General features: G+C 67.7%; 18 protein-coding genes. 13 read left to right on the top strand and 5 right to left on the bottom strand.

The features are described 5' to 3' along the window. Positions 1-9: 9 nt before the first annotated feature. From ACM0O9_RS16190 to xth, 4 genes are all read left to right on the top strand, one after another. Positions 10-1,437 (top strand): DcaP family trimeric outer membrane transporter, encoded by a 1,428-nt coding sequence (locus ACM0O9_RS16190; RefSeq protein ID WP_414604221.1) that lies wholly within the window; start codon positions 10-12, stop codon positions 1,435-1,437. 127 nt (positions 1,438-1,564) lie between these two features. Further along, positions 1,565-3,226, top strand: a complete 1,662-nt coding sequence (locus tag ACM0O9_RS16185; RefSeq protein WP_065185925.1) for an MFS transporter — start codon at positions 1,565-1,567, stop codon at positions 3,224-3,226. A 213-nt stretch (positions 3,227-3,439) separates the two neighbouring features. Beyond that, on the top strand, positions 3,440-4,849 hold the full coding sequence (locus ACM0O9_RS16180) for a coniferyl aldehyde dehydrogenase (protein WP_164229340.1): 1,410 nt from the start codon (positions 3,440-3,442) through the stop codon (positions 4,847-4,849). A 162-nt stretch (positions 4,850-5,011) separates the two neighbouring features. After that, the gene (xth, locus tag ACM0O9_RS16175; protein ID WP_005420392.1) at positions 5,012-5,779 is read left to right on the top strand and encodes an exodeoxyribonuclease III; all 768 of its coding nucleotides are present in this window, start codon (positions 5,012-5,014) and stop codon (positions 5,777-5,779) included. Between the two features lie 71 nt (positions 5,780-5,850). Here xth and ACM0O9_RS16170 read toward each other — a convergent pair whose 3' ends face one another. After that, positions 5,851-6,102, bottom strand: coding sequence for a GlsB/YeaQ/YmgE family stress response membrane protein (locus ACM0O9_RS16170; RefSeq protein WP_005411656.1), 252 nt, complete (start codon positions 6,100-6,102; stop codon positions 5,851-5,853). 84 nt (positions 6,103-6,186) lie between these two features. Between ACM0O9_RS16170 and ACM0O9_RS16165 the strand changes: the two genes are divergently transcribed. The 9 genes from ACM0O9_RS16165 to ACM0O9_RS16125 all read left to right on the top strand — a co-directional run bounded on the left by ACM0O9_RS16165 (position 6,187) and on the right by ACM0O9_RS16125 (position 14,385). Further along, complete coding sequence (locus tag ACM0O9_RS16165; RefSeq protein ID WP_235649981.1) at positions 6,187-6,786, top strand: 4'-phosphopantetheinyl transferase family protein; 600 nt, start codon at positions 6,187-6,189, stop codon at positions 6,784-6,786. A 39-nt stretch (positions 6,787-6,825) separates the two neighbouring features. Beyond that, positions 6,826-7,464, top strand: a complete 639-nt coding sequence (rsmG, locus tag ACM0O9_RS16160) for a 16S rRNA (guanine(527)-N(7))-methyltransferase RsmG (RefSeq protein WP_005420388.1) — start codon at positions 6,826-6,828, stop codon at positions 7,462-7,464. A 112-nt stretch (positions 7,465-7,576) separates the two neighbouring features. Further along, positions 7,577-8,374, top strand: a complete 798-nt coding sequence (locus ACM0O9_RS16155; protein WP_005420387.1) for a ParA family protein — start codon at positions 7,577-7,579, stop codon at positions 8,372-8,374. Further along, positions 8,374-9,297, top strand: a complete 924-nt coding sequence (locus ACM0O9_RS16150; RefSeq protein ID WP_049415931.1) for a ParB/RepB/Spo0J family partition protein — start codon at positions 8,374-8,376, stop codon at positions 9,295-9,297. Before ACM0O9_RS16155 ends, ACM0O9_RS16150 begins: the two co-directional genes overlap by 1 nt. A 122-nt stretch (positions 9,298-9,419) precedes the next feature. After that, positions 9,420-10,154: a suppressor of fused domain protein gene (locus tag ACM0O9_RS16145; protein WP_005420384.1), complete on the top strand. Its 735-nt coding sequence runs from the start codon at positions 9,420-9,422 to the stop codon at positions 10,152-10,154. Positions 10,155-10,199: 45 nt separating this feature from the next. Continuing rightward, entirely contained in the window at positions 10,200-11,165 is a 966-nt protein-coding gene (locus ACM0O9_RS16140; protein WP_005420382.1) for an NAD-dependent epimerase/dehydratase family protein, read from the top strand. 90 nt (positions 11,166-11,255) lie between these two features. Further along, positions 11,256-11,978, top strand: a complete 723-nt coding sequence (locus ACM0O9_RS16135; protein WP_005420380.1) for a glycosyltransferase family 2 protein — start codon at positions 11,256-11,258, stop codon at positions 11,976-11,978. Next, complete coding sequence (locus ACM0O9_RS16130) at positions 11,978-12,325, top strand: lipid-A-disaccharide synthase N-terminal domain-containing protein (protein ID WP_019661748.1); 348 nt, start codon at positions 11,978-11,980, stop codon at positions 12,323-12,325. Before ACM0O9_RS16135 ends, ACM0O9_RS16130 begins: the two co-directional genes overlap by 1 nt. 281 nt (positions 12,326-12,606) lie before the next feature. Continuing rightward, a complete protein-coding gene (locus tag ACM0O9_RS16125) occupies positions 12,607-14,385 on the top strand; it encodes a DUF885 domain-containing protein (protein ID WP_329843946.1) in 1,779 nt (592 codons plus the stop codon). 95 nt (positions 14,386-14,480) lie between these two features. Here ACM0O9_RS16125 and ACM0O9_RS16120 read toward each other — a convergent pair whose 3' ends face one another. Genes ACM0O9_RS16120 through ACM0O9_RS16105 form a run of 4 tightly spaced genes read right to left on the bottom strand, consistent with a single transcriptional unit; the run spans position 14,481 to position 20,551 of the window. After that, on the bottom strand, positions 14,481-17,690 hold the full coding sequence (locus tag ACM0O9_RS16120; RefSeq protein WP_414604009.1) for an efflux RND transporter permease subunit: 3,210 nt from the start codon (positions 17,688-17,690) through the stop codon (positions 14,481-14,483). Positions 17,691-17,700: 10 nt separating this feature from the next. Continuing rightward, complete coding sequence (locus tag ACM0O9_RS16115; protein WP_414604010.1) at positions 17,701-18,906, bottom strand: efflux RND transporter periplasmic adaptor subunit; 1,206 nt, start codon at positions 18,904-18,906, stop codon at positions 17,701-17,703. Further along, positions 18,903-20,156 (bottom strand): TolC family protein, encoded by a 1,254-nt coding sequence (locus ACM0O9_RS16110; RefSeq protein WP_065185918.1) that lies wholly within the window; start codon positions 20,154-20,156, stop codon positions 18,903-18,905. Before ACM0O9_RS16110 ends, ACM0O9_RS16115 begins: the two co-directional genes overlap by 4 nt. A gap of 56 nt (positions 20,157-20,212) precedes the next feature. Then, the gene (locus ACM0O9_RS16105) at positions 20,213-20,551 is read right to left on the bottom strand and encodes a hypothetical protein (RefSeq protein ID WP_329845341.1); all 339 of its coding nucleotides are present in this window, start codon (positions 20,549-20,551) and stop codon (positions 20,213-20,215) included. Between the last annotated feature and the right edge of the window lie 162 nt (positions 20,552-20,713).

The raw sequence follows: 20,713 nt of genomic DNA, 5'->3' as shown, positions 1-20,713 counted from the left end.
GAGGGCAACATGAGCCACCGTACGTTGAAAGCCGTGCGCACACCTTTGGCGGCCTGCCTGATGGTCGCCCTGGTCGCACCGGGCATGGCGTTCGCAGAGACCGCCAAAGAGAAGGCACTGGAAGCACGCGTTGCCGAACTGGAACGCCAGGTCCAGCTGCTGCTGTCTTCGCAGCAACAACAACAGACCCAGATCAGCCAGACCCAGCAGGCGGTAACCGAAGTGCGCACGGTGCAGGCCGAGCAGAAGCCGGTTGCACAGGTGCCGGCCGGCAAGCAGCCGATCCAGGTCACCACCATCACCCCGGGCGCGGCACCGGGCACCACGGTCAAGATCGGCGGCTTCATCAAGGCCGACTTCCTGGCCACCCAGACCAGCGATGGCCAGCTGGCCGACGACGCCACCGGCCGTTCGCTGTACCTCCCGGGCCAGACCCCGGTGGAAGGCGCCGGCGGCAGCGGCAAGCGCTCGGGCACCGATTTCAACGCCCATGCCAAGTTCTCGCGCTTCAACATGGGCATCGACAACGTCAGCGAATCGGGCAACAAGGCCGGTGCGTTCTTCGAGATGGACTTCTTCGGCAACTCGCTGGGCAACCAGACTGCCACCAATACCTACGGCGTGACCCTGCGCCACGCCTACATGTACTGGAACAACTGGCTGGCCGGCCAGACCTGGTCCAACTTCATGGACGCGGCCGCACTGCCGGAAGCGGTCGACTTCGTCGGCCCCACCGACGGCGTGATCTTCGTGCGCCAGGCCCAGGTGCGCTACACCCAGGGCGGCTTCAGCGTCGCGCTGGAAAACCCGGAAACCACCACCCTCACCGGCACCCGCAACCCGGTCACCGGCGCCTGGACCAACGCCAGCGCCAACTCCGACCGTGGCAGCCTGCCCGACCTGACCCTGCGCTATGGCTGGAAGGGCGACTGGGGCACCTTCGGTGTCGGCGGCATCGTCCGCCAGTTGAAGGTCGACAACCAGGCGACCGGCGCGAAGGCCGACAAGGTGGCCGGCGGCCTGACCCTAGGCGGCAAGTGGGTGATGGGTGACAGCGATTCGCTGCATTACCAGCTGACCGGTGGCGAAGGCATCGCCCGCTACATCGGCCTGGGCATCACTGCCGACAGTGCCTATGACGTGGCCCGCGACGAACTCAACCCGACCGGCGTGCTGGCCGGCTATGTCGGCTGGCGGCATGCGTTCTCGCCGAAGCTGCGCACCAACCTGATCTACGCGCGTAGCGACTACGACAACGACAGCATCCTCGGCCCGCTGGTGACCAAGAGCGTGCAGAGCATCCGCGGCAACATCTTCTATTCGCCGCTGCCCAAGGTCGATATCGGCGCCGAGCTGATGTATGGCCGTCGCGAAGTGGAGAACGGCAACAAGGGTGACATCACCCGGTTGCAGTTCACTACGAAGTACAGCTTCTAAGAGCGTGCCGGCCAGCGGCCGGCACCTACCGAGATGGGGTGCCGGCCAAGGTCGGCATCTACCGAATTGAGTGCCGACCAACGGTCGGCACCCACCAACAACGATTGCTTCGGAGGGGAAGCGTCCCATGTCCAGTACACCCAGCACCGCACATAAAGCGGGCACCCTGACCAAGGGTCACAAGAAGGTCATCTTCGCCTCGAGCCTCGGCACGGTCTTCGAGTGGTATGACTTCTTCCTGTACGGCTCGCTCGCGGCCATCATCGCCAAGCAGTTCTTCAGTGGCGTCAATGAAACCACGGGCATGATCTTCGCCCTGCTGGCGTTCGCCGCCGGCTTCTTCGTACGCCCGTTCGGCGCGGCCTTCTTCGGCAGCCTCGGCGATCGCATCGGCCGCAAGTACACCTTCCTGGTCACCATCCTGATCATGGGCATCTCGACCTTCCTGGTCGGCGTGCTGCCCAACTACGCTTCGATCGGTTTCGCCGCTCCGGTGATCCTGATCATCCTGCGGCTGGCCCAGGGCCTGGCGATGGGCGGCGAGTACGGCGGTGCCGCCACCTACGTGGCCGAGCACGCGCCGGACGACAAGCGCGGCCTGTACACCAGCTTCATCCAGTGCACCGCCACGCTGGGCCTGTTCCTGTCGCTGCTGATCATCCTGGCCTGCCGCATGACGCTGGGCAACGAGGCGTTCGAAGCCTGGGGCTGGCGCATTCCGTTCCTGGTGTCGATCCTGCTGCTGGGCATTTCGGTGTGGATCCGCCTGCAGCTGAGCGAATCGCCGCTGTTCCAGCAGATGAAGGCTGAAGGCAAGGGCTCCAAGACCCCGTTCCGCGACAGCCTGAAGGGCGGCAACCTGAAGCTGATGCTGCTGGTCCTGCTCGGTGCGGCGGCTGGCCAAGCCGTGGTCTGGTACGGCGGCCAGTTCTACGCGCTGTTCTTCCTCAGCAGCATGCTGAAGGTCGATGCCACCACCTCCTACCTGCTGATCGCCGCAGCGCTGGCACTGGGCACGCCGTTCTTCATCTTCTTCGGCTGGTTGTCCGACCGCATCGGTCGCAAGAAGATCATCCTGGCCGGCTGCCTGCTGGCGGCCATCACCTACATCCCGATCTTCAAGGGCCTGACCCACTTCGCCAACCCGGCCATCGAAGAAGCCCGCAGCAGCTCGCCGGCCCTGGTCGTCGCCGATCCGGCCACCTGCTCGTTCCAGTTCGATCCGGTGGGCCTGCGCAAGTTCACCAGCTCCTGCGACGTGGCCACCGCCGCGCTGACCAAGGCCGGCGTGCCGTACGACGTGCAGCCCGCCGCCGCCGGCTCGCTGGCGATGGTGAACGTGGGCAGCGCCAGCGTCCCCTCGTATGAGGCCGCAGGCCTGACCAAGGAAGAAGGCAAGGCCAAGGCCGATGCGTTCGGCGCGGAACTGAAGACCGCCCTGACCTCTGCCGGCTACCCGGCCAAGGCCGATGGTGCGCGCATCAACATCGCTGGCACCATCTTCATGCTGTGGCTGCTGGTGCTGTACGTGACCATGGTCTACGGCCCGATCGCCGCCTACCTGGTCGAACTGTTCCCGACCCGTATCCGCTACACCTCGATGTCGCTGCCGTACCACATCGGCAACGGCTGGTTCGGTGGCTTCCTGCCGGCCATCTCGTTCGCGCTGGTGGCCGGTACCGGCAACCTGTACTACGGCCTGTGGTACCCGATTGCGATCGCACTGATGTCGGTGGTGATCGGCGGCCTGTTCCTGCGCGAAACCAAGAACGTGGATATCACCAAGTAACCGGCGTGCCGACCAACGGTCGGCACCCACCGGGTTTCAGGGGCCGCGGTGCAGACCGCGGCCTTTCTGTTTGTCGACCGTGTCCACTGGGTTCGCATTCCGGTAGTGCCGGCCGCTGGCCGGCAAACCCATGAATCTCCGAAGACATGAACCCATTGCCGGCCAGCGGCCGGCACTACCATGGCGTTGCGCAGCACCCCGTATAGTCGGCCCATGACGACCACCGCCCCAGCCGACCTTCCCGCCCTCCTGCACACCCTGCGCAGTACCTGGCAGGCCCAGCGCCCTTCGCTGGACCAGCGTGAAGCCGACCTGCGCCGCCTCCGCGAAGCGCTGAAGCCACGCCTGGACGAAATGGCCACGGCCATCGCCGAGGACTTCGGCCACCGCGTCCACGTCGAATCGAAGCTGGCCGATGGCATGAGTGTGCTGTCGGCCATCGACCACCTGCGCCGCCACCTGCGGCGCTGGTCGAAGCCGCAGCGCGTACGGGCCGGCTGGAAGCTGTGGCCGGCGCGCGCGCAGCTGCGGCCGACGCCACTGGGTGTGGTCGGGGTGATCTCACCGTGGAATTACCCGGTCACGCTGGCACTCGTGCCGCTGGCCACCGCGATTGCTGCCGGCAACCACGTGCTGCTGAAGCCGTCCGAACACACGCCGCGTACCAGCGCGTTCCTGGCCGATCTGCTGGCCAGCGTGTTCCCGCCCGATCGGGTGGCGGTGGTGCAGGGCGGGGCGGATGTGGCCGCGGCGGTGTCCTCGCTGCCGCTGGACCATCTGCTGTTCACCGGCTCGACGGCCGTTGGCCGCAAGGTGATGGCCGCCGCCGCCGAGCATCTGGTGCCGGTCACGCTGGAACTGGGCGGCAAGTCGCCGGCCATCGTCTGCCGCGATTTTCCGCTGGGCAAAGCCGCCGCGCGGCTGGCCACCGGCAAGTGGTTCAACGCGGGCCAGACCTGCATCGCGCCGGATTATGTGCTGATCGATACGGTCCGCCAGCGCGAGTTCGTACAGGCGCTGCAGCAGCAGGTGCGCGAACGCTATGGCGACTTCAGCAATGCCGACGACTACACGCGCATCATCAACGAGGGCCAGTACCAGCGCCTGCAGGGCTATCTGGTGCAGGCGCGCGAACGTGGCGTGCCGGTGATTCCGTTGGCGCAGGTGGATGAGGCGCGCGCCGACCGCGAGCGCCTGCTGGTGCCGACCGTGGTGCTGGACCCGCCCGACGATCTGGACCTGATGCGCGAGGAAATCTTCGGGCCGATCCTGCCCGTGCGGGCCTACCCGGACCTGGAGGCGGCGCTGGCGGACGTGCTGTCCCGCGAACGGCCGCTGGCGCTGTATCCCTTCAGCCATGACACGGCCACGGTGGAGCGCATCCTCGGCCAGGTGGTGGCCGGTGGCGTGACGGTAAATGACACGCTGCTGCACTTCGCCGCCGATGGCCTGCCGTTTGGCGGGGTAGGGGCCAGCGGCATGGGCGCGTACCACGGGCGGGCCGGGTTCGATGCGATGAGCAAGCGGCTGCCGGTGCTGTGGCAGTCGCGCTGGGCGGCCAGCGACCGGCTGCGGCCGCCGTATTCGAAGATTGCGGGTTTGTTGAAGCTGCTGCTGCGGTAGTGCCGGCCGCTGGCCGCCAACTGCGGGGTCCTGCCGACGGTTCATGGGGTTGCCGGCCAGCGGCCGGCACTACCGGTGGGTGCAAACCTTGGTTGGCACGGGGGCGGCCATGCGCCAACCCAGGTTGGCGTCTACCAAAGCCCACCCGGGTAGAATGCCCGCATGAAAATCGCCTCGTGGAACGTCAATTCGCTCAATGTCCGCCTGCCGCACCTGGAACAGTGGCTCAAGGCGTTCGGCCCGGACATCGTCGGTATCCAGGAAACCAAGCTGGAGGACCACAAGTTCCCCGACTCTGCGCTGATCGCTGCCGGCTACCGCAGCGTGTTCGCCGGCCAGAAGACCTACAACGGCGTTGCGCTGCTGTCCCGTGAGCCTGCACAGGACGTGCAGATCGGCATTCCCGGCTTCGAGGACGAGCAGAAGCGCGTCATCGCCGGTACCTTCGGCGACCTGCGGGTAATCAACCTGTACGTGGTCAACGGCCAGGACATCGGTACCGACAAGTACGAGTACAAGTTACGCTGGCTTGAGGCGGTGCATGCCTGGATCGCCGAAGAACTGCAGCGCCACCCGAAGCTGATCGTGATGGGGGACTTCAACATTGCCCCGGACGCACGCGACGTGCACGACCCGGAGGTGTGGAACGACAACCACATCCTGACCTCCACCGCCGAGCGCGGCGCATTGAACAAGCTGCTGCAGCTGGGCCTGCACGATGGCTTCCGCCTGCACAACGACGAGGCGGGCACCTTCAGCTGGTGGGATTACCGCGCCGCCGGCTTCCGTCGCAACCTGGGCCTGCGCATCGACCTGACCCTGGTCTCCGATGCGCTGAAGAGCGGTGCGGTGGCTTCGGGCATCGACCGCGAGCCGCGCACCTGGGAACGTCCGAGCGACCATGCGCCGGCGTGGGTACAGATCGGTTGAACGAACGGGGCCCGGCATCGCCGGGCCCGTTCTGAAAGGCCCGCCGGCCAGCGGCCGGCGCTACCGCCGTGTCAGCGTATGCTCTTGCGGGTGAACAGATTGACGATCGCCAGCAGGATCACTGCACCGATCAGCGAGAACAGGAAGGTTCGAATGGTGATCGCTTCGTTGATGCCGCCGCCGAACAGCCAGCCGGAAATCAGCGCGCCGACGATGCCGACCACGATGTTGAGGATGATGCCCTGCTGGGCATCGCGCTTCATGATGATGCTGGCCAGCCAGCCTACGATGCCGCCGACGATCAGCCAGATGATGATGCCCATGATCGAACCTCCGGTGGGGAACGGTGACCAGTTGACGCGCACGGCCGTGAACCCGTCGTGCAATCGTGTGACGGGCGCGTGCGCATGAGCCTGCCAGCCACCCTCGACGGCCCGTGGCGCTTTGGTCCGGTGACGGTCTGGCGGCGCCCGCACGTGCCCGGCCAGCGCGGCGAACCGCAGGCACGGCAGGTGCTGGCGCAGGCCCTCGGGGCCGATCCGGAGACGCTGCCGCTGGTCCGCGATGACAAGGGCCGGCCGGAGCTGAGCGGCGCATTGGCCCACTACGGCACCGGCTGGAGCCACAGCGGCGAGGTGCTGCTGGTGGCGCTGGGCGAAGGCGTGCGGCTGGGCGTGGACCTGGAACTGCTGCGGCCGCGCGCCCGCCTGCTGGAGATCGTGCAGCGCTTCTTCCACCCGGAGGAGGTGGCGTGGCTGGAAAGCCTGGACCAGGCTGACCGCGAACACTGGTTCTTCCGCGTGTGGTGCGCCAAGGAATCGATGCTGAAGGCGCACGGCCAGGGTATCTCGTTCGGCCTGCACCGCCTGCAGCTGGCGCCGGGGGCCGATGGCGCCCTGCACCTGCGCTGGTGCGACCCGGAACTGGGCGAGGCCGCGCGCTGGCACCTGCACGAATGGCAGGCCACCGATCAGTTCCGGGCGGCGTTGGCCTGGTATCCGCACTGAGGCGGGGAATCAGCGCGCAAAACCGGCGATAATGCCGGCATGAGCGAACACCCACTTCCCGCCAGCGTAGCTGCCACGCTGGAACAGGGCCTGGCCAGCATGGGCCTGGATGCCGCGCTGGCGCCGCCGCTGCTGCGCTACCTGGCCCTGCTGCACCGCTGGAACGGCACCTACAACCTCACCGCCATCCGCGACCCGCAGGAGATGGTCACCCGCCACCTGCTCGACTCGCTGGCGATGCAGCCGTTCGTGGCCGATGGCAGCCTGGCCGACCTCGGCACCGGCCCCGGGCTGCCGGGCATCCCGCTGGCCATCGCCTGCCCGGGCCTGCAGGTGACCCTGGTCGAGAGCAATGGCAAGAAGGCGCGCTTCATGCGCGAGGCCGTGCGCCAACTCGGCCTGGGCAATGCCCGCGTGGCCGAATCGCGCGCCGAGGCGCTGGACGAGGCCGGTCGTTACGACCAGTTGACCGCCCGTGCCATGGATACCCTGGCCGGCATCGTCCGCGTCGGTGGCCACCTGCTGCGGCCGGGGGGCGTGCTGCTGGCCATGAAGGGCGTCTACCCGCATGAGGAGATCGCGGACCTGCCGGCTGGCTGGCAGGTGCGCGAGGTGACCCCGCTGAGCGTGCCCGGCCTGGCCGGCGAACGCCACCTGGTCACTGTTACAGGCCCTTGATTCCCGCCGCCAGCCCCTTGTGCAACAACGGGTTGGCGATCCACGATTTCCGCAAGGGGCCGGTTGTACGCATAATGACCGGTCCCAGCACACGTCGACGAGGCACACCCGCATGGCCCGCATCATCGCCATCGCCAACCAGAAGGGTGGCGTCGGCAAGACCACGACCGCCGTCAACCTGGCCGCTTCCCTGGCCAACGCACCCAAGCGCGTGCTGCTGGTCGACCTCGATTCGCAGGGCAACGCGACCATGGGCAGTGGCGTGGACAAGCGTGAGCTGGCCGCCTCCACCTACGATCTGCTGCTGGGCGAGTCCAGCGCCGCCGATGTACGCGTGCAGACCGCCGAAGGCTACGACCTGCTTCCCGGCAACATCGACCTGACCGCCGCCGAGATCCAGCTGATGGCGCAGAGCGAGCGCGAGCAGCGGCTGAAGCGCGCGCTGGCACCGATCCGCGACGAGTACGACTACATCCTGATCGACTGCCCGCCGGCGCTGTCGCTGCTGACGCTCAATGCGCTGGCCGCTGCCGATTCGGTGATCGTGCCGATGCAGTGCGAGTACTACGCCCTGGAAGGCCTGAGCGCGCTGGTGGAAACCATCGAAGCGCTGCGTGCCAACCTCAATCCGGCGCTGGAGATCGAAGGCGTGCTGCGCACCATGTTCGACGTGCGCAACAACCTGGCGAACGCGGTCTCGGCCGAGCTCACCGAGCACTTCGGCGATCGCGTGTTCCGCACCATCGTGCCGCGCAACGTTCGCCTGGCCGAGGCACCCAGCCATGGCCAGAGCATCGTCGGCTACGACCGCGCCTCGCGCGGTGGCGTGGCCTACCTGGGCCTGGCTGGCGAGATCATCCGCCGCAACAACGAACGCAACAAGGCCACCAAGGCCGTGGAGACCGTCTGATGACCAGCAGCAAGCCGGCAGCCAAGAAGCGAGGCCTCGGCCGTGGCCTGGACGCGCTGCTGGGCCCGAAGGGCGCGGTCAGCCAGGTGCAGGCCACCACGGCGGTGATCGAGCCGCTGCCGGGGGAAGTGCTGCGCAAGTTGCCGGTCGGCCAGCTGCAGCCGGGCAAGTACCAGCCGCGCCGCGAGATGGACGAGGGCAAGCTGTCCGAGCTCGCCGACTCGATCAAGTCGCAGGGCGTGATCCAGCCGATCCTGGTGCGCCAGCTGCCGGCGGGCAACTACGAAATCGTCGCCGGTGAACGCCGCTGGCGCGCATCGCAGCTGGCCGGGCTGGACGAAGTGCCGGTGGTGGTGCGCGAGCTGGAAGACCGCACCGTCATCGCGATGGCGCTGATCGAGAACATCCAGCGTGAAGACCTCAACCCGCTGGAGGAAGCCGAAGCGCTGCAGCGCCTGATCAGCGAGTTCACCCTCACCCATGCCGAGGCCGCCGAGGCCGTCGGCCGCTCGCGCGCGGCGGTGTCCAACCTGCTGCGCCTGCTGGAACTACCAGTGGCGATCCGCCTGCTGCTGGAAACCCGCCGCCTGGAAATGGGGCATGCCCGTGCGCTGCTGACCCTGGCCCCCGAACTGGCCGGCAAGCTGGCCCAGGAAGCGGCCGACGAAGGCTGGTCGGTGCGCGAGGTCGAGCGGCGCGCGCAGGCTTTCGCCGCCGGCAAGGTGCCGAGCAGCCGTCCGGTGGCCACGCCGAAGGTGCAGCAGGCCGACATCGCCTCGCTGGAAACCGAGCTGTCCGAAGCGCTCGGCGCCAAGGTGGCGATCAGCCACGGCCGTGGCGGCAAGGGCAAGCTGATCATCCACTACACCGACCTGGACACCCTGGACGGCGTGCTGGAAAAACTGCGCACGCGCCAGGGCTGAGCCCGGCGCCGCGTCGGGGGGCGGCCTGTTCCTGCCGCGCCCGGCGAATGACAGGGAACGCACCGCCACGCGCACCGGGAATGCACTGACCTCCGGCCGTGGCCTCATCCAGGGAGCAGGACATGAGCAACGACTACGAGGACGTCAGCCCGGACGGCACCCAGATACTGGTACATCGCCGTGAGAAGGACTTTGTGCTCGCCATCGGCGAAGAACGGCACATCGAGGCGATCAGCGCCCACATCGAACGCCACCTGGGCCCGGTGTCCGGTGTCTTCCATGAAATCATCTCCGACCTGGTGCACATCGACGTGCACGTGGTGCCGGCCAATGACCACTGCCCGTACCTGCGCCTGGTCACCTCCGGCATGAGCGACCTGCCGATGACCGTGCCCGCCGAGGTGGATGCGGACGTGCCGCGCTACATGGAACTGATGGTGACCCTGCCGGCCGACTGGCCGATGTCCCAGGACGCCTTCGAGGATGAGCGCAACTACTGGCCGGTGCGCCTGCTGAAGGGCATGGCGCGGTTGCCGCACGAGTACGACACGTGGCTGGGCTTCGGCCACACCATTCCCAACGGCCATCCCAGCGAGCCCTATGCGCCGGGCGTGGGTTTCGACGGTGCCATCGTGCTGCCGCCGGTGACCGCCCCGGAGGACTTCGCCACGCTGGAGCTGGAGGATGGCAATACCATCAGCTTCATGAGCCTGGTTCCGCTGTACCCCGAAGAGATGGACCTGAAGCTGAAGAAGGGCGCCGACGCCCTGCTCGACCGCTTCGATGCGAAACAGATCAACGATGTGATCGAGCCCGGCCGCACCAACGTGGCGAAGAAGCGTTTCGGTTTGTTCTGAGACCGGTAACATCAGGGGCCTGAACTTCGTTCCCAGGCCCCTGCCATGACCATCCTGCTCACCGGCGCTGCCGGCTTCATCGGTGCCTACACCGCCCGCGCGCTGCTGGAGGCCGGCCAGGCCGTGGTCGGCCTGGACAACTTCAACGATTACTACGACCCGCAGATCAAGCGTGACCGCGTGGCCGCGCTGTGTCCGGCGCTGGACCTGCGCACCCTGGACCTGACCGACCAGCAGGGCCTGGCCGCACTGTTCGACGAGGTGCGGCCGACCGCGGTGATCCACCTGGCCGCGCAGGCCGGCGTGCGCTATTCGCTGGAAAACCCGCATGCCTACGTCGACAGCAACCTGGTCGGCTTCGTCAACATGCTCGAGTTGTGCCGCCACCGTGGCGTGCAGCACCTGGTGTATGCCTCCAGCAGTTCGGTCTACGGCGATTCGGCCACGCCGCCGTTCTCCGAAGACCAGCGCGTGGACCAGCCACGCTCGCTGTACGCGGCGACCAAGGCGGCCAACGAGCTGATGGCCTACACCTACGCGCAGCTGTACGGCCTGCATGCCACCGGGCTGCGATTCTTCACCGTGTATGGCCCGTGGGGCCGGCCGGACATGGCACCGCTGCTGTTCTCGCGCGCGGTGCTGGCCGGTCGGCCGATCGACGTGTTCAACGAAGGCCGCATGCAGCGCGATTTCACACATGTCTCCGACATTGTGTCCGGTATCCTCGGCGCCCTCGCGCATCCGGCCGACGGCCCGGTGCCGCACCGGGTGTTCAACCTCGGCAACCATACGCCGGTCGAGCTGGAGCGCTTCATCAGCGTGATCGAGCAGGCCGCCGGCCGCCCCGCGCAGAAGGTCTACAAGCCCATGCAGCCCGGCGACATGGTGCGCACGATGGCCGATACCCGGCGCGCACATGACGCTTTCGGCTTCGATGCGGTGACCCCGATCGAACAAGGCCTGCCGCCTGTGGTGCAGTGGTGCCGCGAGTATTTTGGCGATCGCGCCTGAGCACGGATCCTCACGCCGCCGGGTTCATCTTCGGATAACCTCGGTTTCGGAGAATGCGCGGTCTTTGTCCCCCCTTTGGCCGAGTGCCTTATGAGCCAACCCGAGCTTTCCGTTGTCGTCCCGGTGTTCAACGAGCGCGACAATGTTGCCCCGCTGGTCGCCGAAATCACCGCTGCGCTGCGTGGCCGGCTGCCGTTCGAGATCGTCTACATCGACGACCACTCGCGTGATGACACCCTGGCGGTGCTGCAGGGATTGAAGGCAACCACCCCGGAACTGCGCGTGCTGCACCATGTGAACCAGAGCGGGCAGAGCACGGCGGTGCGCACCGGCGTCAAGCACGCGCGCGCGCCGTGGATCGCCACCCTGGATGGCGATGGCCAGAACGATCCGGCCGATATTCCCAAGCTGCTTGCCGCACGCGACGCCGCCGAGGCGCAGGTGAAGCTGTTCGCCGGCTGGCGCGTCAACCGCCAGGACAGCGGCAGCAAGCGCTGGGCCAGCAAATGGGCCAACGCCATCCGTGCGCGCATGCTGCGCGACGACACGCCCGACACCGGTTGCGGCATCAAGCTGTTCGAACGCAGCGCGTTCCTCGACCTGCCGTACTTCGACCACATGCACCGTTACCTGCCAGCGCTGATGCAGCGTGCCGGCTGGAAGACCACCAGCGTGCCGGTCAACCACCGCCACCGTACCGCCGGCGTGTCCAAGTACAACAACCTCGGCCGCGCGCTGGTCGGCATCCGCGACCTGCGTGGCGTGGCCTGGCTGATCACCCGAAGCAAGCGCACCGCGGTGGAGGAGCGCTGATGGATCTGGAGCTGCACTGGCTGGATCAGCCCCTCACCTGGCTGTACTGGACCGGCCTGCATGTGACCGGCTGGAAGCTGATCGGCTACACCGGCGCACTGATGTTCGGCGGCCGCTGGCTGGTCCAGTTCATCGCCTCCAAGCGCGCCGGCAAACCCGTCATCCCGCGCCTGTTCTGGTACATGAGCGTGCTCGGCAGCCTGATGACCCTGAGCTACTTCCTGTTCTCGGCCAAGCAGGACTCGGTGGGTGTACTGCAGAACCTGTTCCCGGCGTTCACCGCGCTGTACAGCCTGCACCTGGACATCAAGCACCGCGGCTGGAAGCGGGACAAGGCCAGTCACTGAGGCTGCGGGGTCGGATCCCTTTCCACTGGAAAGGGCTCTGACCCCTGTCAGGATCCCGGCGCATCCTCGCATGGCGTGGATCTACTGCATGTTCAGCGGCGGTGCCCTGGTAGATGCCGACCTTGGTCGGCGCTGGGTTTCCCCGTGTGCCAACCAAGGTTGGCATCTACCAGAGCGGCCGGTTCCCGGTCCTGCCTGCGCTGCAGGCAGGACCTTCGTCCCATGCCATGGGCCGTGGGCGGTGCCATGATCGGGGTCTGCCTTCCCGGGAACCTGTGCTCGTGAAAACCCGTCTTGCCGTTGCCCTGTTGATCGCCCTGTCCGCCCCCACCGTGGCCCTGGCCGCTGCGCCCGCCGCCGCCGCCGCCGCGCCCGCCAGCGTGGCCACCGAATCGCCCGCGGATGCCGCCTTCCGCGCGCTGTACGAGAAGGAATGGAAGTGGCGCCAGCAGGGAGGTGGTGAAGCCAGCGAGGACGAAGACGCCCCGGCCAACGCCACCCGCATGCCTGACGTCGGCCCGGCCGCGCAGCAGGCGCGTCTGAAGGTGTGGGACGAGACCCTGGCCGCACTGAAGAAGATCGACCCGAAGACCCTGTCGCCGGACAACCAGGTCAACTACGCGATCTATCGCGACCAGGTGTTCAACCTGGCCGAAGAGACGCGCCTGCGCGGCTACGAAATGCCGTTCAACGCCGATTCCTCGTTCTGGTCCAACCTGTCCTTCATGGCCCGGCGCGAGATGAAGACCGTGCAGGACTACCAGAACTACATCGCACGGCTGAACGATGTGCCGCGTTACTTCGGCCAGCAGACCGAGAACATGCGCGCCGGCCTGAAGCGCGGCTTCAGCGTGCCGCGCGCGGTGCTGGATGGCCGCGAAGTGTCCATCGCCACCGTTGCCGAGCTGAAGGACCCGACCGAATCGCCGCTGTACGCGCCGTTCAAGAAGCTGCCCAACAGCATCCCGGCCGCCGAACAGGCCAGGCTGCAGGCGCAGGCGCGTGAAGCGATCAGCGGCAAGGTGGTGCCGGCGTTCCAGCAGCTGCGCACCTTCTTCGTCAACGAGTACGTGCCGCAGGCGCGCACCACCCTGGCCGCCGAAGCGATGCCCGATGGCAAGGCCTACTACAGGCAGCAGATCCACGAGTACACCACGCTGGACCTGTCGCCGGACGAGATCCACCGCATCGGCCTGGAGGAAGTCGCACGCATCCAGGGCGAGATGAACGACATCATCAAGCAGGTGAAGTTCAAGGGCAGCTTCGCCGAGTTCCTGACCTTCCTGCGTACCGATCCGCAGTTCTATGCGAAGACGCCGGAAGAGCTGCTTTCGCGCGCCGCGTGGATTTCCAAGCGGGCGGACGGCCAGCTCGGCAAGTACATGACGTTGCCGCGCGCGCGCTTCACCATCGTGCCGGTGCCACCGGACATTGCACCGTTCTGGACGGCCGGCCGCGGCGGCATGGGTACCTACTGGCTCAACACCTACAACCTGCCCTCGCGCCCGCTGTACAACCTGCCGGCACTGACCCTGCATGAATCCGATCCGGGCCATTCGCTGCAGGGCGCGATCGCCGCCGAGCAGAAGAACCTGCCCGAGTTCCGCCGCAACGCCTACATCTCCGCCTATGGCGAAGGCTGGGCGCTGTACTGCGAGAAGCTGGGCGTGGAGATGGGCATCTACGAAACCCCGTACGAGGATTTCGGCCGCCTGACCTACGAGATGTGGCGCGCCGCGCGCCTGGTGATCGACACCGGCGTGCACAGCAGGGGCTGGACCCGCGAGCAGGCGCTGGCCTACCTGCGTGACCACACCGCGCTGAGCGAGCATGAAGTGACCACCGAAGTGGACCGCTACATTTCCTGGCCGGGCCAGGCGCTGAGCTACAAGCTGGGCGAGATCGCCATCGTGCGCCTGCGTGCGCAGGCCGAGAAGGAGCTGGGCGACAAGTTCGACATCAAGGGCTTCCACGACACCCTGCTCAAGCAGGGCTCGGTGCCGCTGCCGGTGCTGGAACAGCAGATCCAGGCCTACATCGCCGAGCGCAAGAAGGCCTGACCGGTACCGGGTAGTGCCGGCCGCTGGCCGGCAATCCGACCCGGTCACGGGGTCGGATCCCTTTCCCGTGGAAAGGGCTCCGACCCCCTCTCACCTCAGCCTACCGCCCGCGGCTTGGCCACGCGTGCTGCGAAGGTCGGCAGCACCAGCAGGGTCAGCACGGTGGCGGTGATCAGGCCACCGATCACCACCGTCGCCAGCGGCTTCTGCACCTCCGCACCGGAACCGCTGGCGATCGCCATCGGAATGAAGCCGACGATCGCCACCAGCGCCGTGGTCAGCACGGCTCGGATGCGGCTGGAGGCACCGTTGATCGCCGCCTGCAGCGGCAGGTCGCCGGCATCCAGGCGTTCGCGGATCGCCTGCATCAGCACCAGGCCGTTCAAGGTCGCCACGCCGGACACGGCGATGAAGCCGACCGCTGCCGATACCGAGAACGGCATGCCCCGCAGCAGCAGTGCGAGGATGCCGCCGACCAGCGCCAACGGCACGCAGCTGAACACCAGAATGGCTTCCTTGCCGCTGCGCAGGGCCATGAACAGCAGGCTGCCGATCAGCAGGAACACTACCGGTACCACCGTCGCCAGCCGCTTTTCCGCGCGCTGCAGGTTCTCGAACTGGCCACCCCAGGTCAGGTAGGCACCCGGCGGCAGTGCCACGTCGGCTACCGCGGCCTGCGCTTCGCCGACGAAGCCGCCCAGGTCGCGGCCACGCACGTTGGCCTGCACCACCACGCGGCGGCTGCCGTTGTTGCGGCTGATCTGGTTCGGCCCTTCGCTGACCGTGATGCGCGCAACCGACGACAGCGGAATCACCAACCCCGACGGCGTGGCGATCGGCAGCGAGGCCAGCTGGTCCGGATCGTTGCGCGCGGCATCGTCCAGGCGCACCACCACGTTGAAGCGGCGGTCGCCTTCGAAGATCTTGCCCGCCGCAGTACCGCCGATGCCGGTGGACAGTGCATCACTCACATCCGCCGCAGTCAGCCCGTACTGCGCCGCCGCCACATGATCGATCGCCACGTTCAGCGTGGGCAGGCCGGAGATCTGTTCCACCCGCACGTCGGCCGCGCCATCCACCGCACGCAGCTTCAGCGCCACCTGGTCGGCCACCTTCTGCAGCTGGCTGAAGTCATCGCCGAAGATCATTACGGCCAGGTCGGTACGCACGCCGGAAATCAGCTCGTTGAAGCGCAGCTCGATCGGCTGGCTGAACTCGAAACTGTTGCCCAGCTGCTGCCCGGCCAGCTTTTCGAAACGGGCCACCAGCGCGTCCTTGGCCAACTTCGGATCGGGCCAGTCCTTGCGTGGCTTCAGCACGATCACGCTGTCGGAGATGTTGGTCGGCATCGGATCGATCGCCGCCTCGGCGGTACCGGTACGCGAGAACATGGTCTCCACTTCCGGCTGCTTGGCAATCACCTTTTCCAACGCCAGTTGCATGGCCAGTGACTGCTCCAGCGACGTCGACGGCACGCGCAACGCCTGCATCGCCACGTTGCCCTCATCCAGCGTCGGCATGAACTCGCGGCCCAGCAGCGAGAACGAGCCGATGCCCACCACCACCATCATCACCGCACTGGCCACTACCGTGCGCGGATGCGCCACGGCCTTGCGGATCACCGGCTCGATGCGCGCGCGCAGCACGCGTATCAGCCTGGTCTCGTGCTCGCCGTCGTCTGCATGTGCATCGCCGTCCTTCAGCTTCGGCTCGCGCACCAGCAGCGCCGTCATCGCCGGCACGAAGGTAAAGGAGAACAGGAAGGCACCGACCAGGGCCAGCATGAAGGTCGCCGCCATCGGGTGGAACGTCTTGCCCTCCACACCTTCCAGGGTGAGGATCGGCGCGAACACCAGCAGGATGATCAGCTGGCCGAACGCCGCCGGGCGCGCCATCTTCAGCGCGGAATCGGCGGCTACGCGCAGCCGTTCCATCGCGGTCAGCGCCCGGCCCAGTTCGGCGCGGCGCTGGCCCAGCATCAGCAGCGTCGACTCGACCACGATCACCGCACCGTCCACCAGGATGCCGAAGTCCAGTGCACCCAGGCTCATCAGGTTGCCGCTGATGCCGAAGCGGTTCATGCCGATCACCGCGAACAGGAACGACAGCGGAATCACCAGCGCGGTGATGGTGGCCGCGCGCAGGTTGCCCAGCAGCAGGAACAGCACCACCACCACCAGCAGCGCGCCCTCGGTGAGGTTCCGGGCCACGGTCTTGATGGTGGAATTGACCAGCACACTACGGTCCAGCACCGGTGCGGCCACGATGTCGGCCGGCAGCGACGTGTTCACCTGTTCCAGACGTGCGGCCGCGGCCTGCGCCACGGTGCGGCTGTTGCCACCGGCAATCATCAGCGCGGTGCCCAGCACGGCCTCGTGGCCATTGCGGCTGGCTGCACCCAGGCGCGGCGCGCGGCTCAGTTCCACGGTGGCTACATCGGCCACGCGCACCACCACGCCATTGCGGGTGGCCACCGGCGCCTGTGCAAGATCCTCGGTGGTCAGCGCCAGGCCATCGGCACGCACCACCAGGCCTTCGCCGGCACGCTGCACGAAGCCGGCGCCGGCCTGCACGTTGGAGCGCTGCAGCGCGGTAACCAGGTCGGCCAGGCCGAGGCCATGCGCGGCCAGTTTGGCGCTGTCCGGATGCACGCCGTATTCCTTGACGTAGCCGCCGACCGTATCGACACCGGCCAGACCCGGGCTGGAGCGCATCTGCGGCGCGATGATCCAGTCCTGCACGGTGCGCAGGTAGGTCGCGCGCTCTTCCGGCGTGCGCAGCAGGTTGCCTTCCGGCGTGCGGTAGACCTCGCCGGCCTGCCAGCCGGCTTCACCGGGCTTGGCCAGCCTGGCCGGATCGAACGCGGTGAAGTCCACCGTCCACATCAGCACCTCGCCGAGGCCGGTGGTGACCGGCGACAGCATCGGCGACGCACCATCGGGCAGGTCTTCCGATGCCTCGCGCATGCGTTCGGCCACCTGCTGGCGGGCGAAGTAGATGTCGGTGGCATCGGTGAAGATCGCGGTGACCTGCGAGAAGCCATTGCGCGACAGCGAACGCGTGGTGGTCAGGCCGGGAATGCCGGCCAGCGCGGTTTCCAGCGGATAGGTCACCTGCCGTTCGATCTGCTCCGGGGTCAGCGCCGGGGCCACCGTGTTGATCTGCACCTGGCGGTTGGTGATGTCCGGCACGGCGTCGATCGGCAGCTTGCCCAACTGGAACAGGCCCACGGCGGCGATCAGCGCCGCCATGAACACCACCAGCCAGCGGTGGCGCACCGCTGTTTCAATGATCAGCTTGAACATGATCGCCTCCTCAGTGGCCGTGCTCGGCTTCGCCCTTGGCCAGCTCGGCCTTGAGCAGGAAGGCGTTGGCACCGACGATGCGCTCGTTGCCGCTCAGGCCACCGAGGATCTCGATGCGGTCACCGGCACGGCGCCCGGCCAGCACTGGCTGCGCCTTGAAGCCACCTTCGACGGCGACGAACACCGCGCTGCTTCCATCGACGTTCTGCACCGCATCGGCGGGCACGCTGAGCGAGCCGTCCTGGCCTTCGGTGACCACCACGGCCGATACCGGCGAACCGGCCGGCGGCAGCGATGCATCCACCGGCGTGGCGCGGATCACTGCGACGCCGCCCTGCTGCCGTACATCGGCGGCCGAACCGGTGACGGTAGCGGTGAAGCTGCCACCCGGCACGCTCACTTCCAGCGTCATGCCGGGCATGACCTGCGCAGCCAGCGCTGGCGGTGCGGTGAACACCAGCTCGTTCATCGACGGGTCGGCGACGTCGGCCACCGCACTGCCGGCGGCGACCACACCGCCCGGTGTGACCTGCACGTTGCCGACGATGCCGGCCACCGGGCTGGTGATGCGCACGCGTCCACTGGCATCGGGCGCACCGTTGGCGGTGGCCTGTGCCTGTGCGGCAGCGGCCTGGGCCTGTGCCGCCAGCGAACGCGCACGCGAGGCTTCCAGCTCCTGGCGGGCGACCACGCCCTGGTCGACCAGTGCCTTGTCGCGGCCATAGGCCAGGCGTGCGGCCTCGGCTTCGGCGGATGCGGCCAGCGCATTGGCGCGGAACACCGCTGCTTCGCCACTGACCACGATGGCCAGTGCCTGGTTCTGCTTCACTGCGGTGCCCGGTGCGACCAGCACGCGTTCGACGCGGCCGGTCACGGTCGAGGCCACCGAGGCACGGGCACCGACCGAGGGTTCCACCCGACCGGCGAGGCGGGTGGAACCGCCACCGCCGCGACCGACGGCAACCACTTCGATACCGGACGCCTTGATCTGCTCAGGGGTCAGCGGTACCACGCCTTCATCGGTGTCTGCCGGCGTCTTCGCGGATTCGGCTTTGGCTTCCTTGCTGCCGGGCGCGTGGCCATGGCTGTCGTCGGTGCCGGCCTTGGTCGCAGCGGAGTCTTCATTGGCAGGTGTCTGCGCGTTGCCGGCGCAGCCGGCCAGCAGCACAGTCAGCAGCATGCCGCCGATCAGCGGAAAAGTACGGGAGAGAGTCATGGGGCCTCCACAAAGGGTGCGCGCCCTTCAAGGCGGGCAAGATCGATTTCCGCGCCGACGCGCGACAGGCGCGCATCCACGGCGGCGGCGCGGGCGGCGATAAGAGCGCTGCGCGTGCTGCGCAGTTCCAGCTGCGAGATGCGTCCGGCGTCGAAGCCGATGCGGGCCAGGCGATACGCCTCTTCGGCGGCGACCACGCTTTCATCGGCGGCGCGGGTTCGGCTGCCGGCGGCCTTCAAACCGGCCACGGCGGAGAGGCGTGCCGCCTCGCTGTCGCGGCGCTGCTGGTCCAGGCGCGCTTCGGCCGCGCGCTGGTCGGCATTGGCGGCGCGGATGCCACCGCGGTTGCGGTCAAACAGCGGGATGCTGAGGCTGAGCCCGAGGTTGTAGGCACGCTCGCCGCCCTCTCGGAAGCGGGTCTGCGCGGCGGTGACGCTGAGGTCGGGCAGGGCGCGCTTGCGCTCCACCTCGACCAGTTTGCCCGCCGCATCGGCTTCGGCTTCAGCGATGCGCACCGCCAGTGCGGTATCGGTGGCGCCACGTGGCAGCGGCGGCGCACGGTCGAGCAGGCTGTCGCCGATCGACTGCACCGGCGCATCCAGCAGTGCAGCACCGGCCAGGCGGGCCAGCGCGGCATCGCGGAAGGCCTGCGCTTCATCCAGCGCGGCGTTGGCGTTGGCCACTTCGCTCTGCGCCTGCACCGCGCGCAGTTGCGGTTCGCGGCCCTGCTTGACCATCGCGTTGACGGCGTTGGCGTCATCGCGGGTGAGGCTCAGTGCCTCTTCGGCCAGGGTGTAGCGGCGCAGTGCACTTTCCGCCTGTGCGTAGACCACCGCCAGCTGGCTGGCCACATCGCTGCGGCTCTGCGTGCCACGCAGGTTGGCCGCCTGTGCCTCGGCGCGGGCCGCACGGACGCGCGCGCCGCGCTGGCCCCAGACCTCCAATGGCTGGGACAGGGTAAGCACGCTGTCGGCCTTGCCCATGCCGCCATAGGAGCCGGTGCCCCAGGCGTTCTCGGCCGACCAGGACAGGGAAGGGTTGGGCAGTGCGCGGGCCTGGTCGGCGCGCGCGTCGGCGGCCTCGGCCAGCGCCGCACCGACGCGGGTGCCGGGCAGCTGGTCCAGGCGTTCAAGCAGGGTGTCGTAGGAAGGGGCGGCTTGCGCCATCACCGATGCCGCCGGGGCCAGGCCCAGCAACACGGCGACGACCCGCCCGGCCGCACGCAGCGACCGAGGTGTCAGGATCGACATAGGGGGATTCCGGTTGTGAGTGAAACGGGAGCCCGCAATCGCGGGACGCGCTCAACTCACGCCCGGGGGGGACGCGTCAATTCATCCTGGGCGACCGCATAGGTCGCCGCGTCGCCGGCCTTCATCCAGCGCGCCGGCAGCGGCGCACCGAAGGCGGCAAGGGTGCTGGCCGGCAGGCTCAGGTTGGAGTGGTGGCAGTGGTTGTGGCTGCAGGCACCGGCGTGCTTGCTGTCACTGTCACCCTCGGCATTGTTGGCGTTGCTTTCCACGTGCACCGCAGTGGTGTCGTGCGGTTCGACCGCGCAGGCCAGCACGTCGGCCACCGGCACGACCACGAACGCCGCCATCAGCAGCATCATCAGGTACGTACGCAGTTGGCGGGTGATCCGGCGCATGGAAGGGAGGCTAGCAAGCGATTTTCGCCGGATACAATATCAATGGCCGCCTCGGGAATTCGTCGGAATCTCCCGTTCAGGTGGAGGGCCTGGGGGCATCCTGCCCTGGTGGGTGCGGACCTCCTGCCTTGGTGGGTGTCGACCTTGGTCGACACGCCTTTC

The sequence above is a fragment of the Stenotrophomonas sp. FR012 genome (assembly GCF_047520565.2).
GTDB classification, from domain to species: Bacteria; Pseudomonadota; Gammaproteobacteria; order Xanthomonadales; family Xanthomonadaceae; genus Stenotrophomonas; species Stenotrophomonas sepilia.
The sequence above is the reverse complement of the archived record's forward strand: the minus strand, read 5'-3'. Positions and strand labels throughout refer to the sequence as shown.

Coding starts and splice junctions, on each gene's coding strand:
- ACM0O9_RS16190 (WP_414604221.1), top strand. CDS start 10: ATGAGCCACCGTACGTTGAAAGCCGTGCGCACACCTTTGGCGGCCTGC.
- ACM0O9_RS16185 (WP_065185925.1), top strand. CDS start 1,565: ATGTCCAGTACACCCAGCACCGCACATAAAGCGGGCACCCTGACCAAG.
- ACM0O9_RS16180 (WP_164229340.1), top strand. CDS start 3,440: ATGACGACCACCGCCCCAGCCGACCTTCCCGCCCTCCTGCACACCCTG.
- xth (WP_005420392.1), top strand. CDS start 5,012: ATGAAAATCGCCTCGTGGAACGTCAATTCGCTCAATGTCCGCCTGCCG.
- ACM0O9_RS16170 (WP_005411656.1), bottom strand. CDS start 6,102: ATGGGCATCATCATCTGGCTGATCGTCGGCGGCATCGTAGGCTGGCTG.
- ACM0O9_RS16165 (WP_235649981.1), top strand. CDS start 6,187: ATGAGCCTGCCAGCCACCCTCGACGGCCCGTGGCGCTTTGGTCCGGTG.
- rsmG (WP_005420388.1), top strand. CDS start 6,826: ATGAGCGAACACCCACTTCCCGCCAGCGTAGCTGCCACGCTGGAACAG.
- ACM0O9_RS16155 (WP_005420387.1), top strand. CDS start 7,577: ATGGCCCGCATCATCGCCATCGCCAACCAGAAGGGTGGCGTCGGCAAG.
- ACM0O9_RS16150 (WP_049415931.1), top strand. CDS start 8,374: ATGACCAGCAGCAAGCCGGCAGCCAAGAAGCGAGGCCTCGGCCGTGGC.
- ACM0O9_RS16145 (WP_005420384.1), top strand. CDS start 9,420: ATGAGCAACGACTACGAGGACGTCAGCCCGGACGGCACCCAGATACTG.
- ACM0O9_RS16140 (WP_005420382.1), top strand. CDS start 10,200: ATGACCATCCTGCTCACCGGCGCTGCCGGCTTCATCGGTGCCTACACC.
- ACM0O9_RS16135 (WP_005420380.1), top strand. CDS start 11,256: ATGAGCCAACCCGAGCTTTCCGTTGTCGTCCCGGTGTTCAACGAGCGC.
- ACM0O9_RS16130 (WP_019661748.1), top strand. CDS start 11,978: ATGGATCTGGAGCTGCACTGGCTGGATCAGCCCCTCACCTGGCTGTAC.
- ACM0O9_RS16120 (WP_414604009.1), bottom strand. CDS start 17,690: ATGTTCAAGCTGATCATTGAAACAGCGGTGCGCCACCGCTGGCTGGTG.
- ACM0O9_RS16115 (WP_414604010.1), bottom strand. CDS start 18,906: ATGACTCTCTCCCGTACTTTTCCGCTGATCGGCGGCATGCTGCTGACT.
- ACM0O9_RS16110 (WP_065185918.1), bottom strand. CDS start 20,156: ATGTCGATCCTGACACCTCGGTCGCTGCGTGCGGCCGGGCGGGTCGTC.
- ACM0O9_RS16105 (WP_329845341.1), bottom strand. CDS start 20,551: ATGCGCCGGATCACCCGCCAACTGCGTACGTACCTGATGATGCTGCTG.